22 protein-coding genes, 1 tRNA gene and 1 pseudogene are annotated in these 25557 nt (G+C 71.5%); 13 read left to right on the top strand and 11 right to left on the bottom strand.

Going from position 1 to position 25557, the window contains the following annotated elements:
• Window positions 1-117: 117 nt before the first annotated feature.
• Together ACFZCY_RS02235 and ACFZCY_RS02230 are read right to left on the bottom strand one after the other, a co-directional pair.
• On the bottom strand, window positions 118-951 hold the full coding sequence (locus tag ACFZCY_RS02235; RefSeq protein ID WP_391169375.1) for a PIG-L family deacetylase: 834 nt from the start codon (window positions 949-951) through the stop codon (window positions 118-120).
• Between the two features lie 189 nt (window positions 952-1140).
• Window positions 1141-1701 (bottom strand): annotated as a pseudogene (locus ACFZCY_RS02230) (cysteine hydrolase family protein); the annotation flags it as partial.
• A gap of 151 nt (window positions 1702-1852) precedes the next feature.
• On the opposite strand from ACFZCY_RS02230, the gene ACFZCY_RS02225 reads away from it, so the two are divergent.
• From ACFZCY_RS02225 to ACFZCY_RS02215, 3 genes are all read left to right on the top strand, one after another.
• Window positions 1853-2485, top strand: a complete 633-nt coding sequence (locus ACFZCY_RS02225; RefSeq protein ID WP_391168688.1) for a DUF4232 domain-containing protein — start codon at window positions 1853-1855, stop codon at window positions 2483-2485.
• Between the two features lie 96 nt (window positions 2486-2581).
• Window positions 2582-2655: transfer RNA gene (locus ACFZCY_RS02220), tRNA-Met, on the top strand.
• Window positions 2656-2744: 89 nt separating this feature from the next.
• Complete coding sequence (locus tag ACFZCY_RS02215) at window positions 2745-3623, top strand: amidohydrolase family protein (protein WP_391168687.1); 879 nt, start codon at window positions 2745-2747, stop codon at window positions 3621-3623.
• Between the two features lie 30 nt (window positions 3624-3653).
• Here the strand turns inward: ACFZCY_RS02215 and ACFZCY_RS02210 are convergent, their stop codons facing one another.
• Window positions 3654-4535 (bottom strand): TIGR03620 family F420-dependent LLM class oxidoreductase, encoded by an 882-nt coding sequence (locus ACFZCY_RS02210; protein ID WP_391168685.1) that lies wholly within the window; start codon window positions 4533-4535, stop codon window positions 3654-3656.
• A gap of 182 nt (window positions 4536-4717) precedes the next feature.
• Between ACFZCY_RS02210 and ACFZCY_RS02205 the strand changes: the two genes are divergently transcribed.
• The 6 genes from ACFZCY_RS02205 (at window position 4718) to ACFZCY_RS02180 (ending at window position 13493) form a co-directional block, all read left to right on the top strand.
• A complete protein-coding gene (locus tag ACFZCY_RS02205; protein WP_039938430.1) occupies window positions 4718-5455 on the top strand; it encodes a response regulator transcription factor in 738 nt (245 codons plus the stop codon).
• A gap of 5 nt (window positions 5456-5460) precedes the next feature.
• Window positions 5461-7290 carry an ATP-binding protein gene (locus ACFZCY_RS02200; protein WP_391168683.1) on the top strand — a complete coding sequence of 610 codons (1830 nt, stop codon included), beginning with the start codon at window positions 5461-5463 and terminating at the stop codon, window positions 7288-7290.
• A 25-nt stretch (window positions 7291-7315) separates the two neighbouring features.
• Window positions 7316-8614, top strand: coding sequence for a glycosyltransferase (locus tag ACFZCY_RS02195; protein ID WP_391168681.1), 1299 nt, complete (start codon window positions 7316-7318; stop codon window positions 8612-8614).
• Window positions 8611-10905, top strand: coding sequence for a glycosyltransferase family 39 protein (locus tag ACFZCY_RS02190; protein WP_391168679.1), 2295 nt, complete (start codon window positions 8611-8613; stop codon window positions 10903-10905). Before ACFZCY_RS02195 ends, ACFZCY_RS02190 begins: the two co-directional genes overlap by 4 nt.
• A gap of 195 nt (window positions 10906-11100) precedes the next feature.
• Complete coding sequence (locus tag ACFZCY_RS02185; protein WP_391168677.1) at window positions 11101-12627, top strand: MFS transporter; 1527 nt, start codon at window positions 11101-11103, stop codon at window positions 12625-12627.
• A gap of 77 nt (window positions 12628-12704) precedes the next feature.
• Window positions 12705-13493: a TetR/AcrR family transcriptional regulator C-terminal domain-containing protein gene (locus tag ACFZCY_RS02180; protein ID WP_391168676.1), complete on the top strand. Its 789-nt coding sequence runs from the start codon at window positions 12705-12707 to the stop codon at window positions 13491-13493.
• Window positions 13494-13516: 23 nt separating this feature from the next.
• On the opposite strand, the gene ACFZCY_RS02175 is transcribed toward ACFZCY_RS02180, so the two are convergent.
• From ACFZCY_RS02175 to ACFZCY_RS02165, 3 genes are all read right to left on the bottom strand, one after another.
• Window positions 13517-14371 carry a YceI family protein gene (locus ACFZCY_RS02175; protein WP_391168674.1) on the bottom strand — a complete coding sequence of 285 codons (855 nt, stop codon included), beginning with the start codon at window positions 14369-14371 and terminating at the stop codon, window positions 13517-13519.
• Window positions 14372-14564: 193 nt separating this feature from the next.
• On the bottom strand, window positions 14565-17183 hold the full coding sequence (locus ACFZCY_RS02170) for an MFS transporter (RefSeq protein WP_391168672.1): 2619 nt from the start codon (window positions 17181-17183) through the stop codon (window positions 14565-14567).
• Between the two features lie 8 nt (window positions 17184-17191).
• Window positions 17192-17677, bottom strand: coding sequence for a MarR family transcriptional regulator (locus tag ACFZCY_RS02165; RefSeq protein WP_391168670.1), 486 nt, complete (start codon window positions 17675-17677; stop codon window positions 17192-17194).
• A gap of 202 nt (window positions 17678-17879) precedes the next feature.
• Here ACFZCY_RS02165 and ACFZCY_RS02160 point away from each other — a divergent pair, with 202 nt between their 5' ends.
• A complete protein-coding gene (locus tag ACFZCY_RS02160; RefSeq protein ID WP_391168669.1) occupies window positions 17880-18080 on the top strand; it encodes a hypothetical protein in 201 nt (66 codons plus the stop codon).
• Window positions 18081-18110: 30 nt separating this feature from the next.
• Here the strand turns inward: ACFZCY_RS02160 and ACFZCY_RS02155 are convergent, their stop codons facing one another.
• The 4 genes from ACFZCY_RS02155 to ACFZCY_RS02140 form a co-directional block, all read right to left on the bottom strand.
• Window positions 18111-18998: a hypothetical protein gene (locus ACFZCY_RS02155; RefSeq protein ID WP_391168668.1), complete on the bottom strand. Its 888-nt coding sequence runs from the start codon at window positions 18996-18998 to the stop codon at window positions 18111-18113.
• A gap of 38 nt (window positions 18999-19036) precedes the next feature.
• On the bottom strand, window positions 19037-19867 hold the full coding sequence (locus ACFZCY_RS02150; RefSeq protein ID WP_361476977.1) for an RNA polymerase sigma factor SigF: 831 nt from the start codon (window positions 19865-19867) through the stop codon (window positions 19037-19039).
• Window positions 19868-20050: 183 nt separating this feature from the next.
• Window positions 20051-20905: an RNA polymerase sigma factor SigF gene (locus ACFZCY_RS02145; protein WP_361476974.1), complete on the bottom strand. Its 855-nt coding sequence runs from the start codon at window positions 20903-20905 to the stop codon at window positions 20051-20053.
• Between the two features lie 230 nt (window positions 20906-21135).
• On the bottom strand, window positions 21136-21336 hold the full coding sequence (locus ACFZCY_RS02140; protein ID WP_391169427.1) for a hypothetical protein: 201 nt from the start codon (window positions 21334-21336) through the stop codon (window positions 21136-21138).
• Between the two features lie 158 nt (window positions 21337-21494).
• Here ACFZCY_RS02140 and ACFZCY_RS02135 point away from each other — a divergent pair, with 158 nt between their 5' ends.
• Complete coding sequence (locus ACFZCY_RS02135; RefSeq protein ID WP_391168666.1) at window positions 21495-22520, top strand: ATP-dependent 6-phosphofructokinase; 1026 nt, start codon at window positions 21495-21497, stop codon at window positions 22518-22520.
• Between the two features lie 122 nt (window positions 22521-22642).
• On the opposite strand, the gene ACFZCY_RS02130 is transcribed toward ACFZCY_RS02135, so the two are convergent.
• A complete protein-coding gene (locus tag ACFZCY_RS02130) occupies window positions 22643-23521 on the bottom strand; it encodes a universal stress protein (RefSeq protein WP_391168665.1) in 879 nt (292 codons plus the stop codon).
• Between the two features lie 288 nt (window positions 23522-23809).
• On the opposite strand from ACFZCY_RS02130, the gene ACFZCY_RS02125 reads away from it, so the two are divergent.
• Both ACFZCY_RS02125 and ACFZCY_RS02120 read left to right on the top strand, forming a co-directional pair.
• Window positions 23810-25069 (top strand): DUF6777 domain-containing protein, encoded by a 1260-nt coding sequence (locus ACFZCY_RS02125; RefSeq protein ID WP_391168663.1) that lies wholly within the window; start codon window positions 23810-23812, stop codon window positions 25067-25069.
• A 122-nt stretch (window positions 25070-25191) separates the two neighbouring features.
• Window positions 25192-25545, top strand: coding sequence for a hypothetical protein (locus ACFZCY_RS02120; RefSeq protein WP_391168662.1), 354 nt, complete (start codon window positions 25192-25194; stop codon window positions 25543-25545).
• The last annotated feature ends 12 nt before the right edge of the window (window positions 25546-25557 follow it).

The following is a 25557-nucleotide window of genomic DNA, read 5'->3' as shown; positions in this document are numbered from 1 at the left end:
CCGGCGCCGAGCTGGAAACAGCCGCCTCCGTACACCCCGCAGATCGCAACGGACGCGCGGCGGCAGCGGCACGGCCAGGCCCACGTGCCCGACCGGGCGGCTGCCGTGCGGCGGCGATCAGCGCAGTCCGGCGAAGAGGTCGTTCTCGGGTACGGCGGCGCCGGTGGCGTCCTTGACGCGTACGTAGGTCTCCATGCCCATCAACTCGCCGAACCTCTCCTTGCCCATCTTGAGGAAGAAGATGTTCTCGCCCTGACTGGCGTGCGCGGCCAGCGCGTCGAACTTCTGGCCGCTGAACGCGGTGGTGTCCACCCACGTGGTGATCTCATCGTCGGGGAGGCCGATCTCGGCCATCGCGGCGGCCTCGGCAGGATCCGGCTCCGGCATGTCCTCCCCGAACTCGCGCATGGTCTCCCCGAACCGCTGCATCATCGAGCGGGGCATCGTCGTCCAGTACACCTTCGGTGTCAGCGTGGTCATCTCCAGCGCCGCCATCGTGATGCGGTTGGCCTGGATGTGGTCGGGGTGGCCGTAGAAGCCGTTCTCGTCGTAGGTGACGACCACATCGGGCCGGTAGTGCCGCATGAGTTCCGCGAGTCTGGCGGCGCCCTCCTCCACGGGGGTCTGCCAGAAGGATCCGGGGGCGTCGTTGCTCGGCCAGCCGATCATCCCGGAGTCGGCATAGTCCAGCATCTCCAGATCGCTGATCTTCAGGACGTCACAGCTCGCCTTGAGTTCTTGACGGCGCATCAAGGCGACGGCCGCCGGATCGTGGCCGGGATCGCCCGGCTTGACACCCCCCGGCCCGTCACCGCAACCGCCGTCGGTACACGTCACGAGAACCGTCCGGATGCCCTCCGCCGCATACCGCGCGAGGACCCCTCCGGTTCCGGTGGCCTCGTCGTCGGGGTGGGCGTGTACTGCCATGAGCGTCAAGGGCCGGTCAGTCATGGAACAGTCCTCCTGCGGAAATCCGTCTTGATCCAAGTGCGCGGCGGGCGTACCGCGATCCTGGGGCCCGGAGCCTGGTGGGGTGGACGACCTTGTGGTCTCCGTGTTCCCCGCCGTGCGGCGCCGGTCCCTCGGTCGATGCAACCGTGCCGCCGGGACGGCTGTTCCCCGCGCGGCCCGCGGAGGGGGTGCGAAGGTGACGTCGGCGGCCTGCGCGATGATCTCGATCTCGTCGCCCAGCGCCCATTCGGCGACGCGCGACACCATCGGCGCCGGTACGGCGTCGCTGATGCCCGCTGCCGCGGGGATGTCGTACGTCGCGTGGGCGTCGTGGGGCATGACCACCCGGTAGCCCAGCTCCAGGGCCGTGCGCGCCGTCGCGCTGACGCACATCTCGGACATCACCCCGCACACGGCCAGGGCTCGTACGCCCCGCTCGGCGAGCAGGCCGCCCAGGGGCGTCTCGTGGAAGCCGTCGTCCTCCGTCTTGCGGATGACGACCTCCCGGTGGCCTTCGGGGACCGGCAGGTGCAGTTCCCAGCCCGGTGTCTTCGGCTCGTCGGGCGCGCCCGTGGGGCCGTCGTTCTGGAGGTGGACGATCAGCGAGCCACCGGCGCGTGCCTTGGCGAGCAGGTCGGTGGTCCGGTCGAGGAGCCGGGGCGCGCCGGGAACCGCGTCGGGGCCCGTGACGAAGGCCGACTGGACGTCGACCACGATCAGGGCCTGCACGGGTGGCACGGGGACGGTCATGCGGCGATTGTTCCGGACGGCCTCGCGGCCGCGGCGGGGCCGGGGCATTAGCGATGCGTTAGTGATGTGCCACTCGGGTGTTAACAGAGCACTAGCGCGGATCGGCAGGGTTGTTGATGCGAGAGACGCTCGTACCAGCAAGGGGGTTCCCATGTCGCACATCACGCTCACCAACCGGGGCAAAGTCGTCGTCGCCACGATGGCGGCGGTGGCGGCCATGGGGGTGACCGCCTGCCAGGGCAGCGAGCCCGAGCCCGAGGGGAAGGCGCCCGCGGCCGCCGCCTCACAGAACGGCGACGCGGCGACGGGCTCGGCGACGGGTTCGGCGACGGGCGGTGAGGAGATCGGGTCGAAGGCCGGGAGCGCCGGCGGCGGGAGGTGTGAGTCCTCGTCGATGAGCCTGCGCGTGGGGAACGCCGACATCGGGGCGGGCAACATCCGGTATGCGCTGGTGTTCACCAACAAGGGCAAGAGCGCCTGCACGCTGAACGGATTCCCCGGGGTGTCGCTGCTCGCCAGGGACGGGCAGACGATCGGGAAGGCCGCCGAGCGCGAGGGCGCCATGGGGAAGCCCGTCACGGTGGCCGCCGGGGGAAGCGCGCACGCCGTGCTGCACACGATCAACGACGGCCTCTCGGACAAGCCGTGCTGGAAGAGCGCCTCCCTGGTGAAGGCCTACCCGCCCGGCTCGAAGGAGGCCATGACCGCGCGGGTCTCCTCGGGGCTGCGGGTGTGCGGGGACGAGTTCACCGTCACGGCTGTCGCTGCCGGGGCCGGTGCGTAGCCAGGGGCCCCGGGGCGCGGTGGGACCGCCGTGAGGAGCGCCGCGAGGAACGGATTTCCCTCAGCGGGGGGAATGACGTAGTGTTGCATTCACCGACGCGGGGTGGAGCAGCTCGGTAGCTCGCTGGGCTCATAACCCAGAGGTCGCAGGTTCAAATCCTGTCCCCGCTACTTGAGGCGAGGGCCCGGCACCAGATCTGGTGCCGGGCCCTCGTGCGTGCGCTGCGGTGCGCGATTCGGGCCGTCGTACCGTGATCCGTATGACTGATGCTGCCGCCGTCCCCGTCCGTCGCTTCTGGCAGGGGCTCGGGCTGCCCGGGATCATCGACGTGCACACGCACTTCATGCCGAAGAACGTCCTGGACAAGGTCTGGGCGTACTTCGACTCCGTCGAGCCGCTGGTCGGCATCGAGTGGCCCATCACCTATCGGGAGGACGAGGACGAACGCCTCGCGCTCATACGGGACTTCGGGGTGCGGGCCTTCACCTCGATGGTCTATCCGCACAAGCCCGGCATGGCGGCGTGGCTGAACGAGTGGGCGGCCGGGTTCGCCGCCCGTACGCCCGACTGTCTGCACACGGCGACCTTCTTCCCGGAGCCGGGCGTCGAGGAGTACGTGGGTGTGGCGCTGGACGGCGGGGCGCGGGTGTTCAAGTCGCATGTGCAGGTGGGGGCGTACGACCCGGGCGACGCGCTGCTGGACCCGGTGTGGGGGATGCTCGCCGAGGCCGGGACGCCCATCGTCATCCACTGCGGTTCGGGCCCGGCGCCCGGCAAGCACACCGGACCCGAACCGGTGGCCCGGCTGCTGGCCCGGCACCCCCGGCTGCGGCTGGTCGTCGCGCACATGGGACTGCCGGAGTACGCGGACTTCCTGGGGCTCGCGGAGCGGTACGCGGGGGTGCACCTGGATACGACGATGGCCTTCACCGACTTCTCCGAGGCCCACTGGCCCTTTCCGCCGGAGGAGCGGGGGCGGCTCGGTGCGCTGGGCGACCGGGTGCTGTTCGGGAGCGACTTCCCCAACATCCCGTACGGGTACGAGCACGCCCTGGAGGCGCTGACCCGGCTGGACCAGGACGACGACTGGCTGCGGGGGGTCTGTTACGGGAACGCGGCGCGGCTGTTCGGCCTGTGACGCGCGTGTGCGGCCCCCCGCAGCGGCGCGTCAGCCGTTGCCGAGGGGGAGGGCTTCGGCCAGGGTGCGCCACTCCTCGCGGGGGAGGGTGGTGAACGGGGCGGTGTTCACCACCTGGACCGCCAGGTGGTCCGCGCCCGCCGCCAGGAACGTGTCGACGCGGCGCCGGATCGCTTCCGCGTCGCCCAGGGCGAAGACGCCCGACAGCAGGCGTTCGCTGCCGCCGTCCGCGAAGTCCTCCTCCTCGAAGCCCAACCGCAGCAGGTTGTTGGTGTAGTTGGGCAGGGCCAGGTAGCGGCCCAGGTAGTCGCGGGCGATGGTGCGGGCGCGGTCGAGGTCCGGTTCGAGGACGACCTTGAGGTCCGGGGCGAGCAGCGCCTCGTCGCCCAGGATCTCCCGCGCCTGCGCGGTGAACTCCGGGGTGACCAGGTACGGATGGGCGCCGGCGGCGCGGTCGCGGGAGAGCTCGAGCATCTTCGGGCCGAGGGCGGCCAGGATCCGGCGGGACGCGGGGACCGGGGTCGGGGCGGCGTCCAGGGCCGCCAGGTACTCCCGCATCGCGGAGTACGGGCGCGCGTACCGCTCACCGGCGAGCGCGCTGTGACTCACCCCGAGACCCAGCACGAAGCGCCCGTCGTGGGCCGCGTCGATGGCGGCGTACCGCTCGGCCACGAACGCCGGGTCGTGGTCCCAGATGCTGAGGATGCCGGTCGCGACGGTGATCCGGCCGGTGGCCTCCAGGAGGGCCCCTGCCTGGTCCGGGCTGGGGCTGCCGCCGAGCCAGAGGGTGCCGTACCCCAGCTCCTCCAGCTCGGCCGCCGCCTCGCCGACCTGCTGCGCCGATAGGGAGTCCGTGACCCGCAGGGCCGCGGTCCAGATGCCGATCTTGCCGAGGGCGGGTTGAGTAGCCATATTCCTGCGAACTGGAGAGGGCTTCCGCCTATTCCCGGGGCCATTCCGGGGCCGTAGTCCGCGGCCGGCTCCGGGGCCGGCTCCGGGGCCGGCGCCGGGGCCGTTTCGGGCCCATAGGATTCTCAGGTTATTCACAGGTAGCCGAAAGGAAGCTCTCAGTCCGTCGCCGGAAGCTGACGTTCATGATGGCGACCTCGCCCCATGGGCGTACCGAGCTGCTGCGACCGGACGGGAGCCCCGTCCGGGTGCTGGTTGTGGACGACGAGTCGGCCCTCGCCGACCTGCTGTCGATGGCGCTGCGCTACGAGGGCTGGGAGGTGCGGACGGCGGGCGACGGTGCCGAGGCCATCCGTACGACCCGTGAGCTGCGCCCCGACGCGGTCGTCCTCGACGTCATGCTGCCCGACATGGACGGGCTCACCGTCCTGGGCCGGCTGCGCCGCGAGCTGCCCGAGGTGCCGGTGCTGTTCCTGACCGCGCGGGACGCCGTCGAGGACCGGATCGCCGGGCTGACGGCGGGCGGCGACGACTACGTCACCAAGCCGTTCAGCCTGGAGGAGGTCGTCGCCCGGCTGCGCGGTCTGCTGCGCAGGTCGGGGGCGGCGGCCGCGCGCAGCGAATCGGTGCTGGCGGTCGGCGACCTGGTGCTGGACGAGGACAGCCACGAGGTGTCGCGGGCGGGGCAGGAGATCCACCTGACCGCGACCGAGTTCGAGCTGCTGCGCTATCTGATGCGCAACCCGCGCCGGGTGCTCAGCAAGGCGCAGATCCTGGACCGGGTGTGGAGTTACGACTTCGGCGGCCAGGCCAACGTCGTCGAGCTGTACATCTCCTACCTGCGGCGCAAGATAGACGCGGGCCGCAGCCCGATGATCCACACCCGGCGCGGCGCCGGGTATCTGATCAAGCCCGGGGAGTAGACACCGTGGCGCACCCGACCCCGCGCGGCAGGAAGAACACCCGGGCCTCCGCCCGGCGGCCCTGGTCGCTGCGCACCCGCCTGGTCGTCTCGGCGGTGGCACTGATCGCCGTGGTCTGCGCCGTGATCGGCACGGTCACGACGATCGCCCTGAAGTCGTATCTGGAGGGTCAGGTCGACAACGACCTGCGCTCGTCCGCGGGCGGCGCCATGCGCAAGGCGAGCGAGCGGCCGAACTCGATCGATCCGCGCGGCCCGGAGAGCATCTTCTTCCTGAACGGGCCCGGGCAGCCGATCGGCACCGCCGGGGCGCGCCTCGGGCCGGACCGCAAGGCGATCCAGTCCGGCAAGAGCAACGACGAGCCGATGCTGCCGGACTTCTCGAACGCCGCGCAGCGGGTGGACAAGCTGACCAGCGGGCAGGAGAAGGCGCTCACCTCGATCCCCCTCGACGACAACGTGCACGCCGTCGATCTCCCCGGCCTCGGCAGCTATCGAGCCGTGGCCAAGTGGAACCCGAGGGACGGCGGGATCATCATGGCGTTCCCGCTCAACCAGACCCAGGACACCGTCAACACCCTCATCCTGGTCGAGGTCTGCGTCGCCGCCGCCGGACTGGTCGCGGCCGGGCTCGCCGGGGCCACCATGGTCGGCATCTCGCTGCGCCCGCTGCGCCGGGTGGCCGCGACCGCGACCCGGGTCTCGGAGCTGCCGCTGCACAGCGGCGAGGTGGCGCTGCGGGAGCGGGTTCCGGCCTCCGAGGCCGATCCGCGGACCGAGGTCGGCCAGGTCGGGGCGGCGCTCAACCGCATGCTGGGGCACATCGAATCGGCCCTGGCGGCCCGCCAGGAGAGCGAGACGCGGGTACGGCAGTTCGTCGCCGACGCCAGCCATGAGCTGCGGACCCCGCTCGCCTCGATCCGCGGCTACGCCGAGCTGACCCGGCGCGGCCGCGAGGAGATCGGGCCGGACACCCGGCATGCGCTGGGCCGGGTGGAGTCCGAGGCCGGGCGGATGACCGGGCTGGTGGAGGATCTGCTGCTGCTGGCCCGGCTGGACGCCGGGCGGCCCCTGGAGTACGCCGAGGTGGACCTGTCCCCGCTGGTGGTGGACGCGGTCAGCGACGCGCGGGCGCTCGGGTCCGACCACCAGTGGCGGCTGGAGCTGCCGGACGAACCCGCGCTCGTCCACGGCGACTCGGCGCGGCTGCACCAGGTCCTGGTCAACCTGCTGGGCAACGCCCGTAACCACACCCCGGCCGGGACGACCGTCACCGCGCGCGTGCTGTGGGGCGGTCCGCACACCGCGCCGCGCCCGTCGCCGTACCTGGCGCCGTACGGCATGGTGCACGGCCCGTCGTACGGACCCCAGAACCATCCGGACGACGCCCACGGCTTCGGGCCCGGCTCGCCCTACGCCTTCGGCCACGGCCCGGGCCACGGCGCGCCGCCCGGCGGCAGCGGGTCCGGTTCGCCCTACGCGGCGCCGTACGGATCCCCGTACGCCATGGCGCGGGCGGCCGCGCACCCCGGCACCTCCGGGCCGCCGCAGCCGCCCTCGTACATCTCGCTGCAGATCGAGGACGACGGCCCCGGCATCCCGCCCGATCTGCTGCCGCACGTCTTCGAGCGCTTCGCGCGCGGTGACGCCTCGCGTTCGCGCACCGCGGGCAGCACCGGTCTGGGGCTGGCCATCGTGCACGCGGTGGTCGCCGCGCACGACGGACAGGTGACGGTGGACAGCGTGCCGGGGCGTACCGTGTTCGGCGTCCATCTCCCTGTTCACCAGGGCGTTACGCACTCACAGCCAGGCCACAGGCTGACCACACAGCCGTGACAGCGCCGCTCGCGAATGTCGTTCCATGCGAACCGACAGCCCTCTCGAGGCGCCGCCCGAGACACCCCTGCAGACCCTGCCCGCGCGCCGGCACATCGCGGTCGACCGCAGCCGCCCGGTGCTCGACGTCGTGATCCCCGTCTACAACGAAGAGGCGGACCTCGAGCGGTGTGTGCGCCGGCTGCACGACCATCTGACGCGCACCTTCCCCTACCGATTCCGGATCACCATCGCGGACAACGCCAGTACGGACCGCACGCCCCATGTGGCGGCCTACCTGGACGACACCGTCGAGGAGGTGACGGCGGTCCGGCTGGAGCAGAAGGGCCGCGGGCGGGCGCTGCGCACCGTCTGGTCGCTGTCCGAGGCGCCGGTGCTGGCCTATATGGACGTCGATCTGTCCACCGACCTCAACGCGCTGCTGCCGCTGGTGGCCCCGCTGATCTCGGGCCACTCGGACCTGGCGATCGGATCGCGGCTGTCGCGCAGCTCGCGCGTCGTGCGCGGCACCAAGCGGGAGTTCATCTCGCGCGCCTACAACCTGATCCTGCGGGGCAGCCTGGCGGCCCGGTTCTCCGACGCACAGTGCGGGTTCAAGGCGATCCGCAAGGACGTCGCGGAGCGGCTGCTGCCGATGGTCGAGGACACCGGGTGGTTCTTCGACACCGAGATGCTGGTGCTGGCCGAGCGTGCGGGGCTGCGCATCCACGAGGTGCCGGTGGACTGGGTCGACGACCCGAACAGCACCGTGCACATCGTGAAGACCGCCACCGACGACCTGAAGGGCGTCTGGCGGGTGGGGCGCGCGCTGGCCACCGGCGCGCTCCCGCTGGACCGGCTGCGCCGCCCGTTCGGTGACGATCCGCGCGACCGCGAACTGAGCGGGGTGCCGGGCGGACTGGCTCGCCAGCTCGTCGGGTTCTGTGTGGTGGGCGGGCTGTCCACGCTCGTCTATCTGGCGCTCTACACGCTCTTCCGGCTCGGTACGGGCCCGCAGGTGGCCAACGCACTGGCGCTGCTGCTGTCCGCGCTCGGCAACACCGCGGCCAACCGGAGGCTCACCTTCGGCGTCCGCGGACGGGACCGGGCGATCCGCCACCAGGCCCAGGGCCTGGTCGTCTTCGGCATCGGCCTCGTGCTGACCAGTGGCTCCCTGGCCGCCCTGGACACCGCCCCCGGCTCCCCCTCGCACGGCACCGAACTGGCCGTGCTCATCGCGGCCAACCTCGCCGCCACCGTTCTGCGCTTCCTGCTCTTCCGGGCCTGGGTCTTCCCGTCGGACAGCGGAGCCACCACCGACCACGACCCGAGGACCAACCGATGACGACGTACGACCACGGCACCCGGGAAGCCGGTGCGCCGCCGCCCCTTCCCGCCGCCGCTCCCCCCATCGCGCCCGACGTTTCCGACGTTTCCGGCGGCTCGCGCCTGGCGCGGGCGTGGCGGGGCCGCCCGGAGGACCCGCGCTGGGCGCGGCCCGCGCTGTGGGCCCTGCTCGCCGTGACCACCGTGCTCTACATGTGGAGCCTGGGCGCCTCGGGTTACGCGAACCAGTTCTACTCGGCCGCCGTGCAGGCGGGCAGCGAGAGCTGGAAGGCGTTCTTCTTCGGCTCCTCGGACGCCGCGAACTCCATCACCGTCGACAAGCCCCCGGCCGCGCTGTGGCCGATGGCCCTCTCGGTGCGCGTCTTCGGCCTCTCCTCCTGGGCGATCCTGATCCCCGAGGCGCTGATGGGCGTCGCGACGGTCGGGGTGCTGTACGCGGCCGTACGCCGCCGGTTCAGCGCGGCCGCCGGGCTTATCGCGGGCGGCGCGCTCGCGGTGACCCCGGTCGCGGCGCTGATGTTCCGCTTCAACAACCCCGACGCGCTGCTGTGCCTGCTGATGGTCGCGGCCGTCTACTGTGTGCTGCGCGCGCTGGAGGACGCCCGGACGAAGTGGCTGGTGCTGGCCGGAATCTGCTTCGGCCTCGGCTTCCTCACCAAGACGCTCCAGGCGTGGCTGATCCTGCCCCCGCTCGCGGTGGTGTACGCGGTGTGCGCCCCGGCCCGGCTGGGCCGCCGGATCGGGCAACTGCTGCTCGCGGGGCTCGCGATGGTGATCTCCGGCGGCTGGTGGGTCGCGATCGTCGAGCTGTGGCCCGCGTCGTCCCGGCCGTACATCGGCGGCTCGCAGAACAACAGCTTCCTCGAGCTGACCTTCGGCTACAACGGCCTGGGCCGGATCAACGGCAACGAGACCGGCAGCGTCGGCGGCGGTGGCGCGCGCGGCGGTGGCGGCGGTGGCGGCGGAATGTGGGGCGAGACCGGTATCGACCGGCTGTTCGGCTCCGACATGGGCGGTCAGATCGCCTGGCTGCTGCCCGCGGCGTTCATCCTGCTGGTGGCGGGGCTGTGGCTGACCTGGCGGGCCAAGCGGACGGACACCCGGCGCGCGGCGTTCCTGGTCTGGGGCGGGGCGCTGCTGATGACGTTCGCGACGTTCAGCTTCATGTCCGGGATCTTCCACCAGTACTACAACGTCGCCCTCGCGCCGTACATCGCGGCGATCGTGGGCATGGGCGCGACGATGCTGTGGGAGCGGCGGCAGGCCGAGGACCGCGTCGGCACCGCGGCCTCGGTGGTGCTCGCGGTCACGGTCGCGGTCACGGCCTACTGGTCGTACGTGCTGCTGGGCCGGTCCGCGGACTGGCACCCGTGGCTGCGCCGGGCGGTGCTGATCGCCGGTCTCGCGGCCGCGGTCGGGCTGCTGTTCGCGGCGCGGCTGGGGCGGACGCTCGCGCTGGGCGTGGCCGCGCTCGGGCTCGCGGCGGCGCTGGCCGGGCCGGTGGCGTACACGCTGAACACGGTGGAGACGCCGAAGAGCGGCTCGATCATCACGGCCGGTCCCACGGTGTCGGGCGGCATGGGCGGCGGTCCCGGCGGCGGCCGTCCCGGCGGCGGGCGCATGGGCGGCCCGCCGGGGATGCAGGGCGGCCAGCAGGGCCAGGGTCAGGGCCAGCAGGGTCAGCAGGGCCAGGGGCAGCAGGGCATGCCGGGCGGCGGTCCCGGTGGCGGCTTCCCGGCCGCCGGCCGGCCGCAGCAGAACGGCACCGGCACCGGCACCGGCAACGGCAACGCCCAAGGGCAGGGCCAGGCCCAGGGCCAGCAGAGCCAGGGCCGGAACGGTCAGCGGGGCATGTTCCCCGGCGCCATGGGCGAAGGCGGCCGACGCGGTATGGGCGGCGGCATGGGCGGGCTGCTCAACGGCGCGCAGGTCAACGCCAAGGTGAAGGCGAAGCTGGAGAAGAACGCCGACGACTACACCTGGGTCGCGGCGGCCATCGGTTCCCAGAACGCCGCGAGCTATCAGCTCGCCACCCAGGACCCGGTGATGGCCATCGGCGGCTTCAACGGCAGCGACCCGTCGCCGACCCTCGCCCAGTTCAAGGAGTATGTGAAGCAGGGGAAGATCCACTACTTCATCTCCTCGGGCACCGGCATGGGCGGCGGCCCGGGCGGTGGCGGCAACGGCACCTCGTCCAAGATCACCACTTGGATCGAGGCGACCTACAAGAAGGTCACCGTGGGCAGCACCACGCTCTACGACCTGACGCAGAAGAAGTCCTCCAGCTGACGCCTTCAGCCCCGTTCCGTACGGGCCGGTGGCCGGGTTCCCCCCGCGGCCACCGGCCCGTACCCATGTGGGCGCGCAGGGCGCACAGGGCGCGGCGTGGCGCGCGGAAATTCACTGTACGGCGTACAGCGACGCTTGTACGGTGTACGGCGAACGCGCTGCCCTGCACCGTACAAACGTCTCCCTGGAGTCCCCATGACGGCCCCGACCGCCGATACCGGACCTGCCGCGCCGCCCGGCGCAGCCTCCGGTGGCCATCCCCAGCGCTGGCTGATCCTCGCCGTGATCTGCCTCGCCCAGCTCACCGTGTTGCTGGACAACACGATCCTCAACGTGGCGGTCCCCTCCCTCGCCCGGGAGATGGACGCGACCACCGCCGACATCCAGTGGATGATCAACGCCTATTCGCTGGTCCAGTCCGGACTGCTGCTCAGCGCGGGCAGCGCCGCCGACCGCTATGGGCGCAAGAAGATGCTCGTCGCGGGGCTCGCCCTGTTCGGCGTCGGCTCGCTGATCGCCTCGCTGGCGCAGGGGCCGGGCCAGCTCATCGCCGCCCGCGCCGGAATGGGGATCGGCGGCGCGCTGCTCATGACCACGACGCTCGCCGTCGTGGTGCAGATCTTCGACGACACCGAGCGGACCAAGGCGATCGGCGTGTGGGGCGCGGTCAGCTCGCTCGGCTTCGCCGCGGGGCCGCTCATCGGCGGCGGGCTGCTGGAGCACTTCTGGTGGGGGTCGATCTTCCTGATCAACATCCCGGTCGCGCTGCTCGGCCTCGCCGCCGTGGTCCGGCTCGTCCCCGAGTCCAAGAACCCGGCCGGTGACCGGCCCGATCTGCTGGGCGCGCTGCTCTCCACGGTCGGTATGACCGGGATCGTCTACGCGATCATCGCCGGGCCCGAGCACGGCTGGACCTCGAACCGGGTGCTGCTGTCCGCCTTCGTCGGCATCGCCGTGCTGGCCGGTTTCGCGCTGTGGGAGCGTCATATCCCCTATCCGATGCTGGACATGCACTTCTTCCGCAACCGCTCCTTCGTGGGCGCCGTCGCGGGCGGCATCCTCGTCGCCTTCGGCATGGGCGGCTCGCTCTTCCTGCTCACCCAGCATCTGCAGTTCGTGCTCGGCTACGACGCCCTGGACGCGGGGTTGCGCACCGCGCCGCTCGCGCTGGTGATCGTGGCGCTCAACCTCACCGGTGTCGGGGCCCGGCTGCTGCCGAAGCTCGGCACGCCGCTGACGATCGTCACCGGCATGGGGCTGCTCTCGCTCGGTCTCGCGCTGATCGCGGTCCTCGGCGCGGATGGCTACGGCGGGATGCTGCTGGGGCTGGTGGTGATGGGGGCCGGAATCGCGTTCGCCATGCCCGCGATGGCGAACGCCATCATGTCGGCCATCCCGCCGGAGAAGGCCGGGGTGGGAGCGGGCGTCAACGGCACCCTCACCGAATGCGGCAACGGGCTCGGGGTCGCGGTCCTGGGCGCGGTGCTGAACTCCCGCTTCGGCACGCTGCTGCCCGCGGCCGCCGCCGGAGCGGGCTCGCTCCCGGCCGCCCTCGCCACGGCCCGCACTCCCGAGGACCGGGCGGCCGTCCTGGACGCCTTCGCCTCCGGGGTGGAGACCAGCCAGCTGGTGGGCGCGGCGGCCGTGCTCGCCGGTGGAGTGCTGGCCGCGCTGCTGCTCCGCCGGGCCGAACGATCTTCACCGGCGGCTCCGGCGGCATAGCATCGGACATGTATGACCCGTCGCGCATCGTGTCCGCCTGAGACGCGGCAGCAGCGCAGCGCAGAAGGAGAGCCGCCATGGCAACCGGCAGCCGTGCCACCCACCCACGGTCCAGCGTCTGGCTCTCCGAGCGCAAGGCCCCCAAACGCAAGGGCGATCAGCAGCCGGTCGGTCTCGACCACGTGAAGATCATCGCGGCGACCGTCCGGCTGCTGGACGCCGAAGGGCTCGCGGGCTTCTCCATGCGCCGGCTGGCGGCGGATCTGGGCGTCACCGCCATGTCGGTCTACTGGTACGTGGAGACCAAGGACCAGCTGCTCGAACTCGCCCTCGACGCCTGCATGGGAGAGATCGTCCTCCCCGCGGAGGCCGCCCGGCCCGCCGGGGAGCCGGAACAGCCCGCCACCGACGAGGGCCCGGACTGGCGCGAGCAGCTGCGCCAACTCACCTTCGAATACCGCCAGGTGCTGGTGCGCCACCCCTGGCTGTCCCCGCTGCTGGGGGAGTACTTCAACATCGGGCCGAACGCGATGGCCTTCTCCAGCGCCGCGCAGCGGGTGATGCGCCACAGCGGACTGCCGCACGAGAAGATCACCAGCGCGCTCTCCCTCGTCTACCAGTTCGTCTACGGCTTCAGCACCATCGAGGGCCGCTACTCCGCCCTCTGCCGGACGCTGGGAGTCACCCAGGACGAGCTGTTCCGGGAGGTGATGAGCTCGGTCGAGGATCGCCCGGAGTTCGACGAATCGCGCAGGACCATGGAAGCGAGCCGCGGATACACCGTCGAGGAGATGCGCGAGCGGGAGTTCACCCTCGCGCTGGACCTGGCGATCGCCGGTATCGAGGCCCTGCGGGACGCCCCCTAGCGCACGAGCGGGCACCGCGGCCGTCATGCCGCCGCCGGAAGCTCCTCGCCCTGGACGGCCTGTATGTCCAGCTCCACCCGCAGGGTGGTACCGATCGCCGCGATGCCCGCCGCGACCACCTGGTTGTAGTTCATCGCGAAGTCCTCACGGCGCAGCTCCGCGGTCGCCCGGAAGGCCGCCCGCACCCCGCCCCAGGGGTCGGGGCCGGTCCCGAGATAGGTCAGGTCCAGGTCCACGTCCCGCACCACACCGTGCATGGACAGCTCCCCGTGCACCGTCCACCGGTCCGGGCCGGCCGCGCTCAGATGCGTGCTCGTGTAGGTGAGGACCGGGAACTGCTCCACGTTCAGGAAGTCGGGCGACTTCAGATGGCCGTCCCGCATCTCGTTACCGGTATCGATGCTGGCTGCCTGGATCACCGCCTCGACCCGCGACTTCTCGATGTCCTCGGCGATCTCGATCTGCCCGCCGAAGTCCGTGAACCGCCCGTGCACGCTGGAGATCCCCAGATGCTGCGCGACGGCCCCGACGGTCGAATGCGCGGGATCCAGCGTCCACGCGCCGGGCGGCGGCAGCTCCACCCCGCCCTGCCGGGCCAGCACCAGCGTGCCCACATCGGCGCGCCCGGCCACCGTGACGATCGCCGTGGACGCCACCGGTGCGTACCCCACCGCCGTGGCGATGATCGTGTACGGGCCGGGGGGCAGCGGCTCCTCGCTGCGCACCGAACCGTCCTCGGTGGCCTGGGCGCGCAGCACCTGCCCGCCCGTCATATCGGTGACGGTCAGCACCGCGTGCTGCACCGCCCATCCGTCGCGGGTGAGGATCCGGGCCCGCAGCCCCGCTCCCCCGCCTGCTCCTGCCCCAGTGGTCGTCATGCCGCGTGTCGTCTCCTGCTCCCGTGGTGCTGTGTTTCTTCCGCGCCCGGGCCCGAGCAGCGGTGTGAGGCCGTCCCCTGCCTGATGTACACCGCTGCCCGGATCCGGGTTCCGGGTCCGGCGGAATCGCACGCCGCCCGGTCCGGGGCGGGGGCGCGTCTCCGCTCTGCGCACGCCCCACGCCCCGGAGTTCTCAGTCGCCGGGGTGGGCGAGTTCGACGTCGTGTCCGTCGATCCCGTGCCCCGCGACCGTCAGGTTGCCCGCGACCGGCGGGTAGCCGCTCGCGATGACCGTGTAGTCGCCCGCGTCCAGGTCGGTGAAGGCGTACGCGCCGTCCTCCCCGGTGGTGGCGCTGGCGACCACGTTCCCGGCCGCGTCGACCAGCGTGACCCGCGCGTCCGGCAGCGGGCGCCGGTCGGCCCCGGCCCGTACGGTGCCCTGCACCCGGGCACCGGCCTGCAGCGCGATCTCCAGCCGGGTCAGGCCCTTGGAGCCGACCTCGACGGGCAGCGCGGAGGGCCGGTAGCCGGGCGCGTTCACCGCGACCGTGAAGGTTCCGGCGACCAGTTCCTCGAAGCTGAACTCGCCCTGCTCACCGGTCTTGCCGGTGGCCAGCACCTCACCGCGGACATCGGTGACCACGACCATGGCCGCGTCCACCGGCTGTCCGTCGTCGGCGCCGCGCACGGTGCCCACGAGCCCGCTGGTGGCCGACAGCACGATGTCGAAGCCGAGCGGTTCGTCGCCGACGACGACCGTGGAGGCCTGCGGCTGGTGGCCGTCGGCGGCCGCGATCAGCACGTACGAGCCGGAGCCGGGGGCGTCCAGGGCGTACGAGCCGTCGGTGTGCGCCACCGAACGTCCGAGCTGCCGCCCGGCGAGCGAGATCAGCGTCACCGCGGCGCGCGGCACGGCGCCGCCCTCCGCGTTCCGCACGAAGCCGTGCACGCCCTGCCGGGGCTGGTGTCCGGATCCGCCGTCACCGGCCGAGGCGTACGCCGCCAGGCGCTGCGGGGCGACCGCGGCGGCAGTGGCGCGATCGGAGTCCCGCGTGGACAGATCGGCGGACGGGGCGCCCACCAGGGCGGGCTCCCGCTCCTCGGTCCGGCCGTGGCCGGTCTCCGCGGTGGCCGTGGCGTTCGCGGGGGCCGCGTCGCCCGCGGGGGCGTCCTCGGCGGTCTGCGGCGAGCCCGTGTTGGTGCGCAGCGCGACCTCCTTGATGAAGAGGGTGAGCAGGAAGGCGAGCAGCGCGGCCGGGGCGGCGAACAGGAAGACGTCCCCGATGCCGTGCCCGTAGGCGCTCTCCATGATCGTGCGCATGGGCTGCGGCAGGGCCTGCACGTCGGGGATGCCCCCGCCGCCGGTGCCGCCGTGACCCATCGCCCGGCCCTTGGGGCCGAGCTCGGCGAGGCCGTCCTTGACGTAGTCGGTCACCCGGGTGGCGAGCACGGCGCCAAGCGCCGAGACACCGATCGCACCGCCCAGGGAGCGGAAGAAGGTGACGACGGAGCTGGCCGCGCCGAGGTCCTGCGGGGCCACCTGGTTCTGCGTGGCCAGGACCAGGTTCTGCATCATCATGCCGATGCCGAGGCCCATGAGCGCCATGTAGATCGCCATGTGCCAGTACGGGGTGTCGTACCGGATGGTGCCCAGCAGCCCGAGGCCCGCCGTCACCAGCGCACCGCCGGTGACCAGCCATGCCTTCCACCGACCGGTCTTGGTGATGACCTGACCGGAGATGGTCGAGGAGACGAACAGGCCGCCGATCATCGGGATGGTCATGATGCCGGACATCGTCGGCGTCTTGCCGCGCGCCAGCTGGAAGTACTGGCTGAAGAAGACGGTGCCGGCGAACATCGCGATACCGACGAAGAGGGAGGCCAGCGAGGCGAGGGTGATCGTCTTGTTGCGGAAGAGACGCAGCGGAATGATCGGTTCGCTCGCCTTGGACTCGATCAGGACGAAGAGCAGGCCGAGGACGATCGCACCGCCGACCATCGCGTAGGTCTGCCAGGAGATCCAGTCGTACTTGTCACCGGCGAAGGTCACCCAGATCAGCAGCAGCGAGACCGCGGCGCTGATGAAGAAAGCGCCGCCCCAGTCGACCTTGACGTCCCGCTTCACGACCGGGAGCTTCAGGGTCTTCTGCAGCACGACCAGCGCGATGACCGCGAACGGCACGCCGACGTAGAAGCACCAGCGCCAGCCCAGCCAGTCGGTGTCGGTGATCACGCCGCCCAGCAGCGGACCGCCGACCGTCGCGACGGCGAAGGTCGCGCCGAGGTAGCCGCTGTAGCGGCCGCGCTCGCGCGGGGAGATCATCGCGGCCATGACGATCTGGGCGAGGGCGGACAGGCCGCCGACGCCGACGCCCTGGACCACTCGGCAGGCGATCAGCATGCCGGGGTTCTGCGACAGGCCGGCGACCACCGAGCCCGCGACGTAGATCAGCAGGGCTATCTGGACCAGCAGCTTCTTGCTGAAGAGGTCGGCCAGCTTGCCCCACAGCGGGGTGGTGGCCGTCATGGCCAGCAGGGTTGCGGTGACCACCCAGGTGTAGGACGACTGGCTGCCGTTGAGGTCGGCGATGATCTTGGGTAGTGCGGCGGAGACGATGGTCGACGACAGGATCGCGACGAACATGCCCAGCAGCAGCCCGGAGAGCGCCTCCATGATCTGCCGGTGGGTCATCGGCGCCGCGGCGTCGGCACCCTGGCCCTGATGGCCGTGGTGTCCTCCTCCGCCGTGCTTGGCGTGGGCGGGGTGCCCCGCGGGTCCCCGCACACCGCCGTCCGGTGTGGTCGTTGCCATGAATGTCCTTAACTTTGCGAGGGTGTACGGGTGGTGCTTTCGACCTGGTGCGGCAGGAGCCGGTGTCGGGTGTCACCGAAGCTCGACCGCAGCCGGGCGAGAAGTTCATTGAGGTGGCCGACGTCCTCGTCCGACCAGTCGCTCAGACAGTGCGCAAGCGCCTGCGTGTAGCGCTCCGACACCTGGCTGAGCAGAGTCAATCCGTTGGCGTTGATGCTCAGCAGCCGCGAGCGCCGGTCAAATGGATCGGGCTTGCGGTCCACCCAGCCCCGATCGGCGACGTGGGCCACATGGCGACTGGTGACCGACATGTCGATGCCGAGCAGCTCGGCGAGTTTGCTCATGCGCATCTCGCCGTAGCGGTCGAGGAGCATGAGGACGACGGCCGAGCCGGCCGGGCAGTCGGCCGGGAGGACGCGACCCAAACCGCGCTTGACGGTGCCGATGGCGCTGAGCTGACGGGCCAGCTCTTCGTACTGGCTCTGCGCTGCCATCGCACCTCCTTGAGACTTTAGGTTGCTTTAGGCAACCATAGAGGAAGTTAGTTGCTACAGGCAAATGACTGGGTGGGTTGAGGTAGTAAATTCCTCTTAAAGGCTTGTCCTCTTATCGGTCAAATGGGGCCACTGAGGTGGGAGGTGCCTGGAGTGACCCAGGGGTGGGCGGGAATCCGCGCGTTCGCTAGGGTCTGGGCCCATGGCGAACAACCCGCAGAGCCCCAACGGCAACAACGACCCGGCCGGCTCCACCCAGATGTTCCGTGCGTTCGTCGACGACGGCGGACGGCAGCCGCAGACGGCCGCCACGTCGAGCGGCGGCTCGCGGGTCGGCGTGATCGTCGGTGTGGTCGCCGCGGTGGTCATCGTCGCAGCGGTGGCCTGGCTGGCGCTGGCCTGATCCGCCGGTCCCTCGGGACCTGTCAGACCTTCAGGACACCTCGGGTGCCCCGGATTTCCGGGGCTTCGGAGGCTTCCAAGGCTTCCAGTCGACCGAGACGTCCCGGGTCTCGATGTGCATCCCCAGGGGTACCCGCCAGGCGTCCACGCACACCTTCCAGGTCCGTACTCGCTTCTGACCCGCGCCGATCGGCGCGGGCAGCTTCCGCTTCGACTCCAGCGTCGCCCAGTCGAGGCCGAGCGCGTCGATGACGTGCGTCGAGAGCGTCACCTTGCCCGATACGACGGGCAGCCCACCGGTGTTGCGGAACTCGACGGTCACCTTCTCGCACCAGCGCTCGTCGGTTGCCGTGCGCTCGGGGTCGCCGACCTTCAGGGCGGCCGGTCCGGAGGGCGTGGAGGGCGCGGGAGACGTGCCGCCGGGCGGGGACGAGGGCGCGGGTTCGTCGTTCGTACGTCCGCCGGTGGAGCCCGTACCGCCGCCTGGACTCGATTCCCCGCCCCGGCCCGTATCGCCGTCGCCGTCCTGTGCGCCGGCGGAGCCGGTGCTCGGGGGCCGCGACGACGCCGGCGCCGATGGACCGGGCGTGGGCGTACTGGACGCGGTGGTGGGGGGCGCGCCGCTCGTCTCTTCCGCACCGGCCGTCCCCGGTGCCGCGCCCGGTGCGCTCTTCCCGTCCGTCCGGCGGCGCTCGCCGGAGTCGTCGCCCCGGTCCAGCGGCACCAGGTCGACGCCGCCCTCCGGAGGGACGGCCTTCGTCGGGGCCCGCTCGTCGCCGGGTCCGGCCGCCCCGGTCGCGACATGGCCCTGGCCGCTACCGGCGCAGCCGCCGAGCAGCGCGCCCAGGCACAGCGCGGCCGCCGAGGTGGCGAGTGCCGTGCCTCGGCGGCCCGTTGTCCGGCTCCCTGCGGGTCGCATCGGGCCAGTGTGGCTGACGGCCCGTCAGGAGTACAGGGTCAGTCCGCGATGAGTCCCTCGCGCAGCTGGGCCAGGGTCCGGGTGAGCAGCCGGGAGACATGCATCTGAGAGATCCCGACCTCCTCGCCGATCTGGGACTGCGTCATGTTGGCGAAGAAGCGGAGCATGATGATCTGGCGCTCGCGCGGGGGCAGTTTGGCGAGGAGCGGCTTCAGCGACTCGCGGTACTCCACGCCCTCCAGGGCGCTGTCCTCGTAGCCGAGCCGATCGGCCAGGGAGCCCTCGCCGCCCTCGTCCTCCGGGGAGGGGGAGTCCAGCGAGGACGCGGTGTAGGCGTTGCCCACCGCGAGCCCGTCGACCACGTCCTCCTCGGAGACGCCGAGCGCCGTGGCCAGCTCGGTGACGGTCGGGGAGCGGTCGAGGCTCTGGGCCAGCTCGTCGCTGGCCTTCGTCAGCGCCAGCCGCAGCTCCTGCAGCCGCCGCGGCACGCGCACCGACCAGCTGGTGTCGCGGAAGAAGCGCTTGATCTCGCCCACGACGGTCGGCATCGCGAAGGTCGGGAACTCCACGCCCCGTTCGCAGTCGAAACGGTCGATCGCCTTGATCAGGCCGATCGTGCCGACCTGGACGATGTCCTCCATCGGCTCGTTGCGGCTGCGGAACCGGGCCGCCGCGTAACGCACCAGCGGAAGGTTCAGCTCGATGAGGGTGTCACGTACATATCCGGCTTCCTCGCTGTCCCGGTCGAGTGCGGAAAGCCGCAGGAAGAGGGAGCGGGAGAGGGTGCGGGTGTCGATGGCGTCGCAGTCGTCAAGCACGTGCGGTGCGTCGTTGGTGAGCACCTTCGAGCTGCCCAGTTCTACGGACATGCCACCCCCTTGAGGTCGCGGACGGATCCCAGTTGCGCTCTGAAGCGTTCAACGCAGCCTCCCCCTCAATACCGGAGGTCGGGCCGCGTCAAACGCGACTCCTGCAGAATGTCACATGTCGGCAACACGCTGTAGCGCCATGTCGACATTACAGCGCCGAAGGGCCGGGGAGGGGGTCCCCCGTCACGATGACGGTTCGATCCGATTTGCGGATCTCAGCCGGGCGAAGCTGCGGGACAGCAGCCGGGACACATGCATCTGCGAGACACCCAACTCGGCGCTGATCTGAGATTGAGTCAGATTGCTGTAGTAACGGAGCAAAAGGATACGCTGCTCGCGCTCGGGCAGCTGTACGAGGAGGTGGCGCACCAGGTCGCGGTGTTCGACTCCGGCGAGCGCCGGGTCCTCGTAGCCGAGCCGGTCGACCAGCCCCGGCAGTCCGTCGCCCTCCTGGGCGGCCTCCAGCGAGGTGGCGTGGTACGAGCGCCCGGCCTCGATGCAGGCCAGCACCTCGTCCTCGCCCAGCCCCAGCCGTTCGGCGATCTCGGCGGTGGTCGGCGAGCGGCCGTGCAGCACCGTCAGGTCCTCGGTCGCGCCGTTGACCTGCACCCACAGCTCGTGCAGCCGGCGCGGTACGTGCACGGTGCGGACGTTGTCGCGGAAGTAGCGCTTGATCTCGCCGACCACGGTGGGCATCGCGAAGGTCGGGAACTGGACGCCGCGCTCCGGGTCGAACCGGTCGATCGCGTTGATCAGGCCGATCGTGCCGACCTGGATCACGTCCTCCATGGGCTCGTTGCGGCTGCGGAAGCGGGCGGCGGCGTAGCGGACCAGCGGCAGATTGGCCTCGATCAGCGCATCGCGCACCCGGGTGTGCTCGGGGGTGCCGGGGGTGAGGCCGGACAGCTCGGCGAAGAGCACCTGGGTGAGGGCTCTGGCGTCAGCCCCGCGGCTTCTGCCGCTCTCGCTGCCGCCGTCGCCTCTGCCGCCATCGCCTCGGGGCGGGGTTCTGGGCGCGGTACGGGCCGACACGGTCACGCCACCCCTTCACGATGTACTCACCCGGCAAAGCGGTCATAGCATCACAAGACATGTGCACTGTGTGCAAGCACCGCTTTACTACGTGTTGGTGGCGAAATTGCCCCATAGTGGGGCGGCTGCTTCCGTCGGTACGCGGAAGTCGGTACTCAGAAGGCGGAGCCCCTGATCACCCGGCTGCTGATCACCCGGCTGCTGATCACCCGGCTGCTCAATCCCGGGCGACTGGTTCAGTTGACCAGTTCGCTCATGAACTCACCGACGCTCTTGGCGGCGTCCGATATGCCCTCGAACCCCACCTGGACGAGATCGGCTGCCCGCGCCGGAGTTTTGATGATCGTGTACAGCACGAAGACGATCAGCATGTAGAGAGCGATTTTCTTCGCCTGGGCCATCTCGTACTGCCTCTCGCGCTGTGTCCCCTGGGGCAACCGCGGCGGAGTCTATCCACACCGCGGAAGCATCAGTCTTATCAGTCCGATCATCCGGCAGGTGATCCACAGGTGCGGGCTTCGTGGAGTGGGCGCCCGGGCGACGATGGGTGGACTCTGGAGAGGGGCGGGATCGAAGGTCCTGGAGGGAGGCGGAGATGCGTGTCGGGGTGCTGACCGGTGGTGGCGACTGCCCAGGGCTGAACGCGGCGATCCGCGGCATCGTCCGCAAGGGCGTCGAGGTGCATGGGCTCGACTTCGTCGGGGTGCGGGACGGCTGGCGCGGCGCCCTCGACGGCGGGATCGTGCCGCTGGACGTGCCGGCCGTGCGCGGCATCCTGCCCCGCGGCGGGACCATCCTCGGCTCCTCCCGCACCAACCCGCTGGCCAGCGAGGACGGGGTGCGCCGGGTCCGGGAGACGCTCGCCGACCATGACGTGGACGCCCTGATCGCCATCGGCGGTGAGGACACCCTCGGGGTCGCCGCGGCCCTCTCGGACGAGGGGATCCACGTGGTCGGCGTGCCCAAGACCATCGACAACGACGTCGCGGGCACCGACAGCACCTTCGGCTTCGACACCGCGGTCAACATCGCCACCGAGGCCATCGACCGGCTGCACACCACCGCGGAGTCCCACACCCGCACCCTGGTCGTCGAGGTGATGGGCCGCCACGCGGGCTGGATCGCCCTGTACTCGGGCATCGCGGGCGGCGCCAACGTCATCCTCATACCCGAGCAGCCCTTCGACGTCGACCAGGTCTGCGGCTGGGTGGAGGACCGCTTCAAGATCAGGTACGCGCCGATCGTGGTGGTGGCGGAGGGGGCCGTGCCGAAGGAGGGGCAGATGGTGGTCAAGGACTCGGCGCTGGACGCGTTCGGCCATGTGCGGCTGTCCGGCGTCGGGGAGTGGCTGGCCCGGGAGATAGCCGACCGCACGGGCAAGGAGGCCCGCACCACCGTGCTCGGGCACATACAGCGCGGCGGCACGCCCAGCGCCTTCGACCGCTGGCTGGCCACCCGCTTCGGGCTGCGCGCGGTCGACGCGGTGATGGACCGGGAGTTCGGCGTCATGGTCGCGCTGCGCGGTACGGACGTCGTGCGCGTACCGCTCGCCGAGGCCGCGGCCGGGATCAGGACCGTCGACCCCGCGCTCTACGCGGAGTTCGGCGTGTTCTTCGGATGAGGCGTGTTCTTCGCGGAGTCGGATTCGGGGTCGGGGTCGGGGTCGGGGTCGGAGTCGGAGTTGAGCTTCGGAGGAGGGGAGACGGCATGGGCTGACGGGGGGGTGAGGGCGTACGTCCGTGGTCAGGCGGGGTGCGGTACGACGGCCACCGGGCAGTGCGCGTGGTGCAGCACCGCGTGCGCGACCGGGCCCAGGCTGCGCTCGGCCACCCGCGGGCTCGTGCGGCGCCCGACGACCAGCAGCCGGGCCCGCTCCGACGCCCGCACCAGCGCCTGTGCCGGACCCAGCAGCACCACATCCGGCACCACCGGGACCTGGGGGCACTTATCCCGCCATGCCCGCAGGGCGTCGGAGACCACCTGGCCCTCCTGGTCCTCCCACATGCCGCGGTCCTCCTCCAGCACGGTCAGCATCCAGGCGGAGGGCGAGGCCGGGGGCAGTGCCCACGCGTGGACGACCCGCAGCAGGGCGTCCCGCTCCCGGGCGGCGCGGAAGGCGAAGCCGATCGTCTCGTCCGCCGGGTCATGCGCGTTGACGCCGGCCACCACCTCGTCGGCGTCCTGGTCCATCGCGGACGGTCGCGCCGCCGTGTCGGGCACGGTCACGACGGGGCAGTCCGCGGTGGCCGCCACGCACAGCGCCACCGATCCGACCGCGAGCCCGTCGAAGCCGCCCCAGCCGCGTGCCCCGACGACCAGCAGCGCGGCGTCCGCCGCGGCCGCGAGCAGGGCCTGCTCGGGTTCGGTGTCGGTGTGCACCCCCTCGACGTCGAGGCCGGGGTGGCGGCCCCTGAACTCGTCGGCCGTGCGGCGCAGCATCTGCTCGCCCACGTGCTGCCACGCGGTCCATCCGGGCACCGGGGAGACCCTGCGTGGCAGCGGCGGACACGCGTGCGTCAGCCGCAGCCCGGCCCCTCGGCGGAGGGCCGCCCGCGCGCCCCACTCCGCCGCCACCAGGCTGCGCTCCGAGCCGTCGACGCCCGCGACGACAGGGCCGGTCATCGCCTTCTCCCTCCAGGAGCGTGGACGGGGTTTTGCGTTTAGTCTAAAGAAGAGGGATATATCCGCGATGTTCCGTGATGTTCGGAGAATTCCTCCACAGAACCGCGAGGGGCAGCGGCCGCCCCCGGTCCGGGCCACCGGACCGGGGGCGGTTCTGCGTCATGCCGGGTTCCGCGGATGGGGGAGACGGGCCGGTCCCCCGAAGGTGGGGGCGGATGTCGGGGTTTCGGGGGACGCGGCGATCCGCGGGCCGAGCGCAGGATGGGGGCCGAGGGAAGGGAAACGGACATGCGCTCGATCTCATGGCATCTCACCTCGCGCCGATCAGGACTTGCCGCCGGATCCGTCGCCGTCGTGTCCGCCGTGGCGGTCCTGGGGACGGTCACCCCCTCCGGGTGGGCCGCGACGGCCGAATACCGCCGCGAACCGATCGGGAAGACCTCGGTACCGGCGTTCACCTCCGCCGTCGGCCATGACCGCCGGCATGTGGTCTCGCCCTCCAACGGGGGCCGGGCCTTCCAGGGCGACACCCCCGGCCTCTACGCCGGGACCCCGGGCCGGCGGGCCTGCGACCGGCAGGAGCTGATGCACGACCTCAAGGCGGCCCCGAAGAAGGCCGCCGCGTGGAGCAAGGTCCAGCACATCCGGCCGGAGCGCATACGGGCGTATGTGCACCGGCTCTCCGGCGTCGTCCTGCGGTCGGACACCTACGCCAGGACGTACGGCTACCAGGGCCGGGTGAAACCCGCGGCCACCGTTCTCCAGGCGGGCACCGCCGTGTTCGTCGACAGGAAGGGCATGCCGGTCGTGAAGTGCGCCTCCGGCAACCCCATCCGTGCGGCGGCCCCGAAGAAGGGCGCCGAGCTGACGTTCACCGGCCCCCAGTGGTCCGGCTTTTCCCGGAACGCGGTCACCGTCATCCGGCCGGCTCCGGACGCGGTCAAGCGGATCACCGTGGTGACGGCCGGTAAGTCGGAGCTGTTCCGGCGGGTGATCGGTGTGGCCAAGGGCAAGAAGACGCGGGACGTGGTGCTGTCCCCGTCCCACTATCCGAAGTACCTGGCGATGCCGGGCGAGCAGAACGCTCCGAACCTGGCGGAGGCGCCGAAGAGGATCAAGCATCACTCGCCCCTGGGTCTGGAGACCATCCGCCCGTCCGAGACCCCGTCAATGGACCCGTCCGAGCCGCCGGATCAGTCCCAGCAGCCCACGGACCCGGGCCAGCAGCCCACGGACCCCGGCCAGCAGCCGTCGGACCCGGGGCAGCAGCCCACCGATCCCGGGCAGCAGCCGTCCGATCCGGGCCAGCAACCGCCGCCCAACCAGCAGCCGTCCGATCCGGGGCAGAACCAGCAGCCCCAGCAGCAGCCCCCGCCGCAGCAGCCGACGGACCCGAACCAGCAGAACCAGCAGCAGCAACCCCCGCCGCCACCTCCTCCGCAGCAACCGCCCCCGCCGCCTCCTCCGCAGCAGCCCCCGCCCCAGCAGCCTCCGCCCCAGCAGCCTCCGCCCCAGCAACCGCCGCCGCAGCAGCAGCCCCCGCAGTAAGCCTCAGGGCCGTACGCGCGGAAGCCGTCCCTGGTCCAGTCCTCCGGGCCGGGCCAGGGATTGGTGCGCGACCGCCACCCCGCGGCCAGAGGCCGAGGTTCCGGTTACGGCATGCTATGCGCATGTCCACAGCAGCCATAGCCGCCTTACGCGAGGTCCACGACCTGATCGTGACCTTCGACGACCCGTCCAGCATCCGCCGTGCAGCCGACGAACTGGACGGCGCCGCCGACAAGGTCGTCACCTGCGCCGCGGAACTGGTCGACGTCACGGAGCCCGAAAATCTGCAGCTGCGGCTCTCCTTCGCCGTCAAGGCCATCAGGGCCGCGGAGAAGGCGGCGCGTGCCCACCGCCGCAACCCATTGACCCGGCCCCTGTCCCATGCGCGCTTCGCACTGCACATGGGCGGGGCCCGCGGCTGGCTCCAGGGGACGCTGGAGAAGCTGGACGCGGCGAACACGCCACCGCCCTCCTGAGCGTCTCAGGCG

Source organism: Streptomyces sp. NPDC007983, assembly GCF_042958345.1.
Lineage (GTDB): Bacteria > Actinomycetota > Actinomycetes > Streptomycetales > Streptomycetaceae > Streptomyces.
Note: the sequence above shows the minus strand (reverse complement) of the source record. Positions and strands in the feature narration are given on the sequence as shown.

What these genes read in the sequence shown, in the direction of transcription:
- ACFZCY_RS02235 (WP_391169375.1), bottom strand. Translation starts at nt 951, where the DNA reads ATGACTGACCGGCCCTTGACGCTCATGGCAGTACACGCCCACCCCGAC.
- ACFZCY_RS02225 (WP_391168688.1), top strand. Translation starts at nt 1,853, where the DNA reads ATGTCGCACATCACGCTCACCAACCGGGGCAAAGTCGTCGTCGCCACG.
- ACFZCY_RS02215 (WP_391168687.1), top strand. Translation starts at nt 2,745, where the DNA reads ATGACTGATGCTGCCGCCGTCCCCGTCCGTCGCTTCTGGCAGGGGCTC.
- ACFZCY_RS02210 (WP_391168685.1), bottom strand. Translation starts at nt 4,535, where the DNA reads ATGGCTACTCAACCCGCCCTCGGCAAGATCGGCATCTGGACCGCGGCC.
- ACFZCY_RS02205 (WP_039938430.1), top strand. Translation starts at nt 4,718, where the DNA reads ATGATGGCGACCTCGCCCCATGGGCGTACCGAGCTGCTGCGACCGGAC.
- ACFZCY_RS02195 (WP_391168681.1), top strand. Translation starts at nt 7,316, where the DNA reads ATGCGAACCGACAGCCCTCTCGAGGCGCCGCCCGAGACACCCCTGCAG.
- ACFZCY_RS02190 (WP_391168679.1), top strand. Translation starts at nt 8,611, where the DNA reads ATGACGACGTACGACCACGGCACCCGGGAAGCCGGTGCGCCGCCGCCC.
- ACFZCY_RS02185 (WP_391168677.1), top strand. Translation starts at nt 11,101, where the DNA reads ATGACGGCCCCGACCGCCGATACCGGACCTGCCGCGCCGCCCGGCGCA.
- ACFZCY_RS02180 (WP_391168676.1), top strand. Translation starts at nt 12,705, where the DNA reads ATGGCAACCGGCAGCCGTGCCACCCACCCACGGTCCAGCGTCTGGCTC.
- ACFZCY_RS02175 (WP_391168674.1), bottom strand. Translation starts at nt 14,371, where the DNA reads ATGACGACCACTGGGGCAGGAGCAGGCGGGGGAGCGGGGCTGCGGGCC.
- ACFZCY_RS02170 (WP_391168672.1), bottom strand. Translation starts at nt 17,183, where the DNA reads ATGGCAACGACCACACCGGACGGCGGTGTGCGGGGACCCGCGGGGCAC.
- ACFZCY_RS02165 (WP_391168670.1), bottom strand. Translation starts at nt 17,677, where the DNA reads ATGGCAGCGCAGAGCCAGTACGAAGAGCTGGCCCGTCAGCTCAGCGCC.
- ACFZCY_RS02160 (WP_391168669.1), top strand. Translation starts at nt 17,880, where the DNA reads ATGGCGAACAACCCGCAGAGCCCCAACGGCAACAACGACCCGGCCGGC.
- ACFZCY_RS02155 (WP_391168668.1), bottom strand. Translation starts at nt 18,998, where the DNA reads ATGCGACCCGCAGGGAGCCGGACAACGGGCCGCCGAGGCACGGCACTC.
- ACFZCY_RS02150 (WP_361476977.1), bottom strand. Translation starts at nt 19,867, where the DNA reads ATGTCCGTAGAACTGGGCAGCTCGAAGGTGCTCACCAACGACGCACCG.
- ACFZCY_RS02135 (WP_391168666.1), top strand. Translation starts at nt 21,495, where the DNA reads ATGCGTGTCGGGGTGCTGACCGGTGGTGGCGACTGCCCAGGGCTGAAC.
- ACFZCY_RS02130 (WP_391168665.1), bottom strand. Translation starts at nt 23,521, where the DNA reads ATGACCGGCCCTGTCGTCGCGGGCGTCGACGGCTCGGAGCGCAGCCTG.
- ACFZCY_RS02125 (WP_391168663.1), top strand. Translation starts at nt 23,810, where the DNA reads ATGCGCTCGATCTCATGGCATCTCACCTCGCGCCGATCAGGACTTGCC.
- ACFZCY_RS02120 (WP_391168662.1), top strand. Translation starts at nt 25,192, where the DNA reads ATGTCCACAGCAGCCATAGCCGCCTTACGCGAGGTCCACGACCTGATC.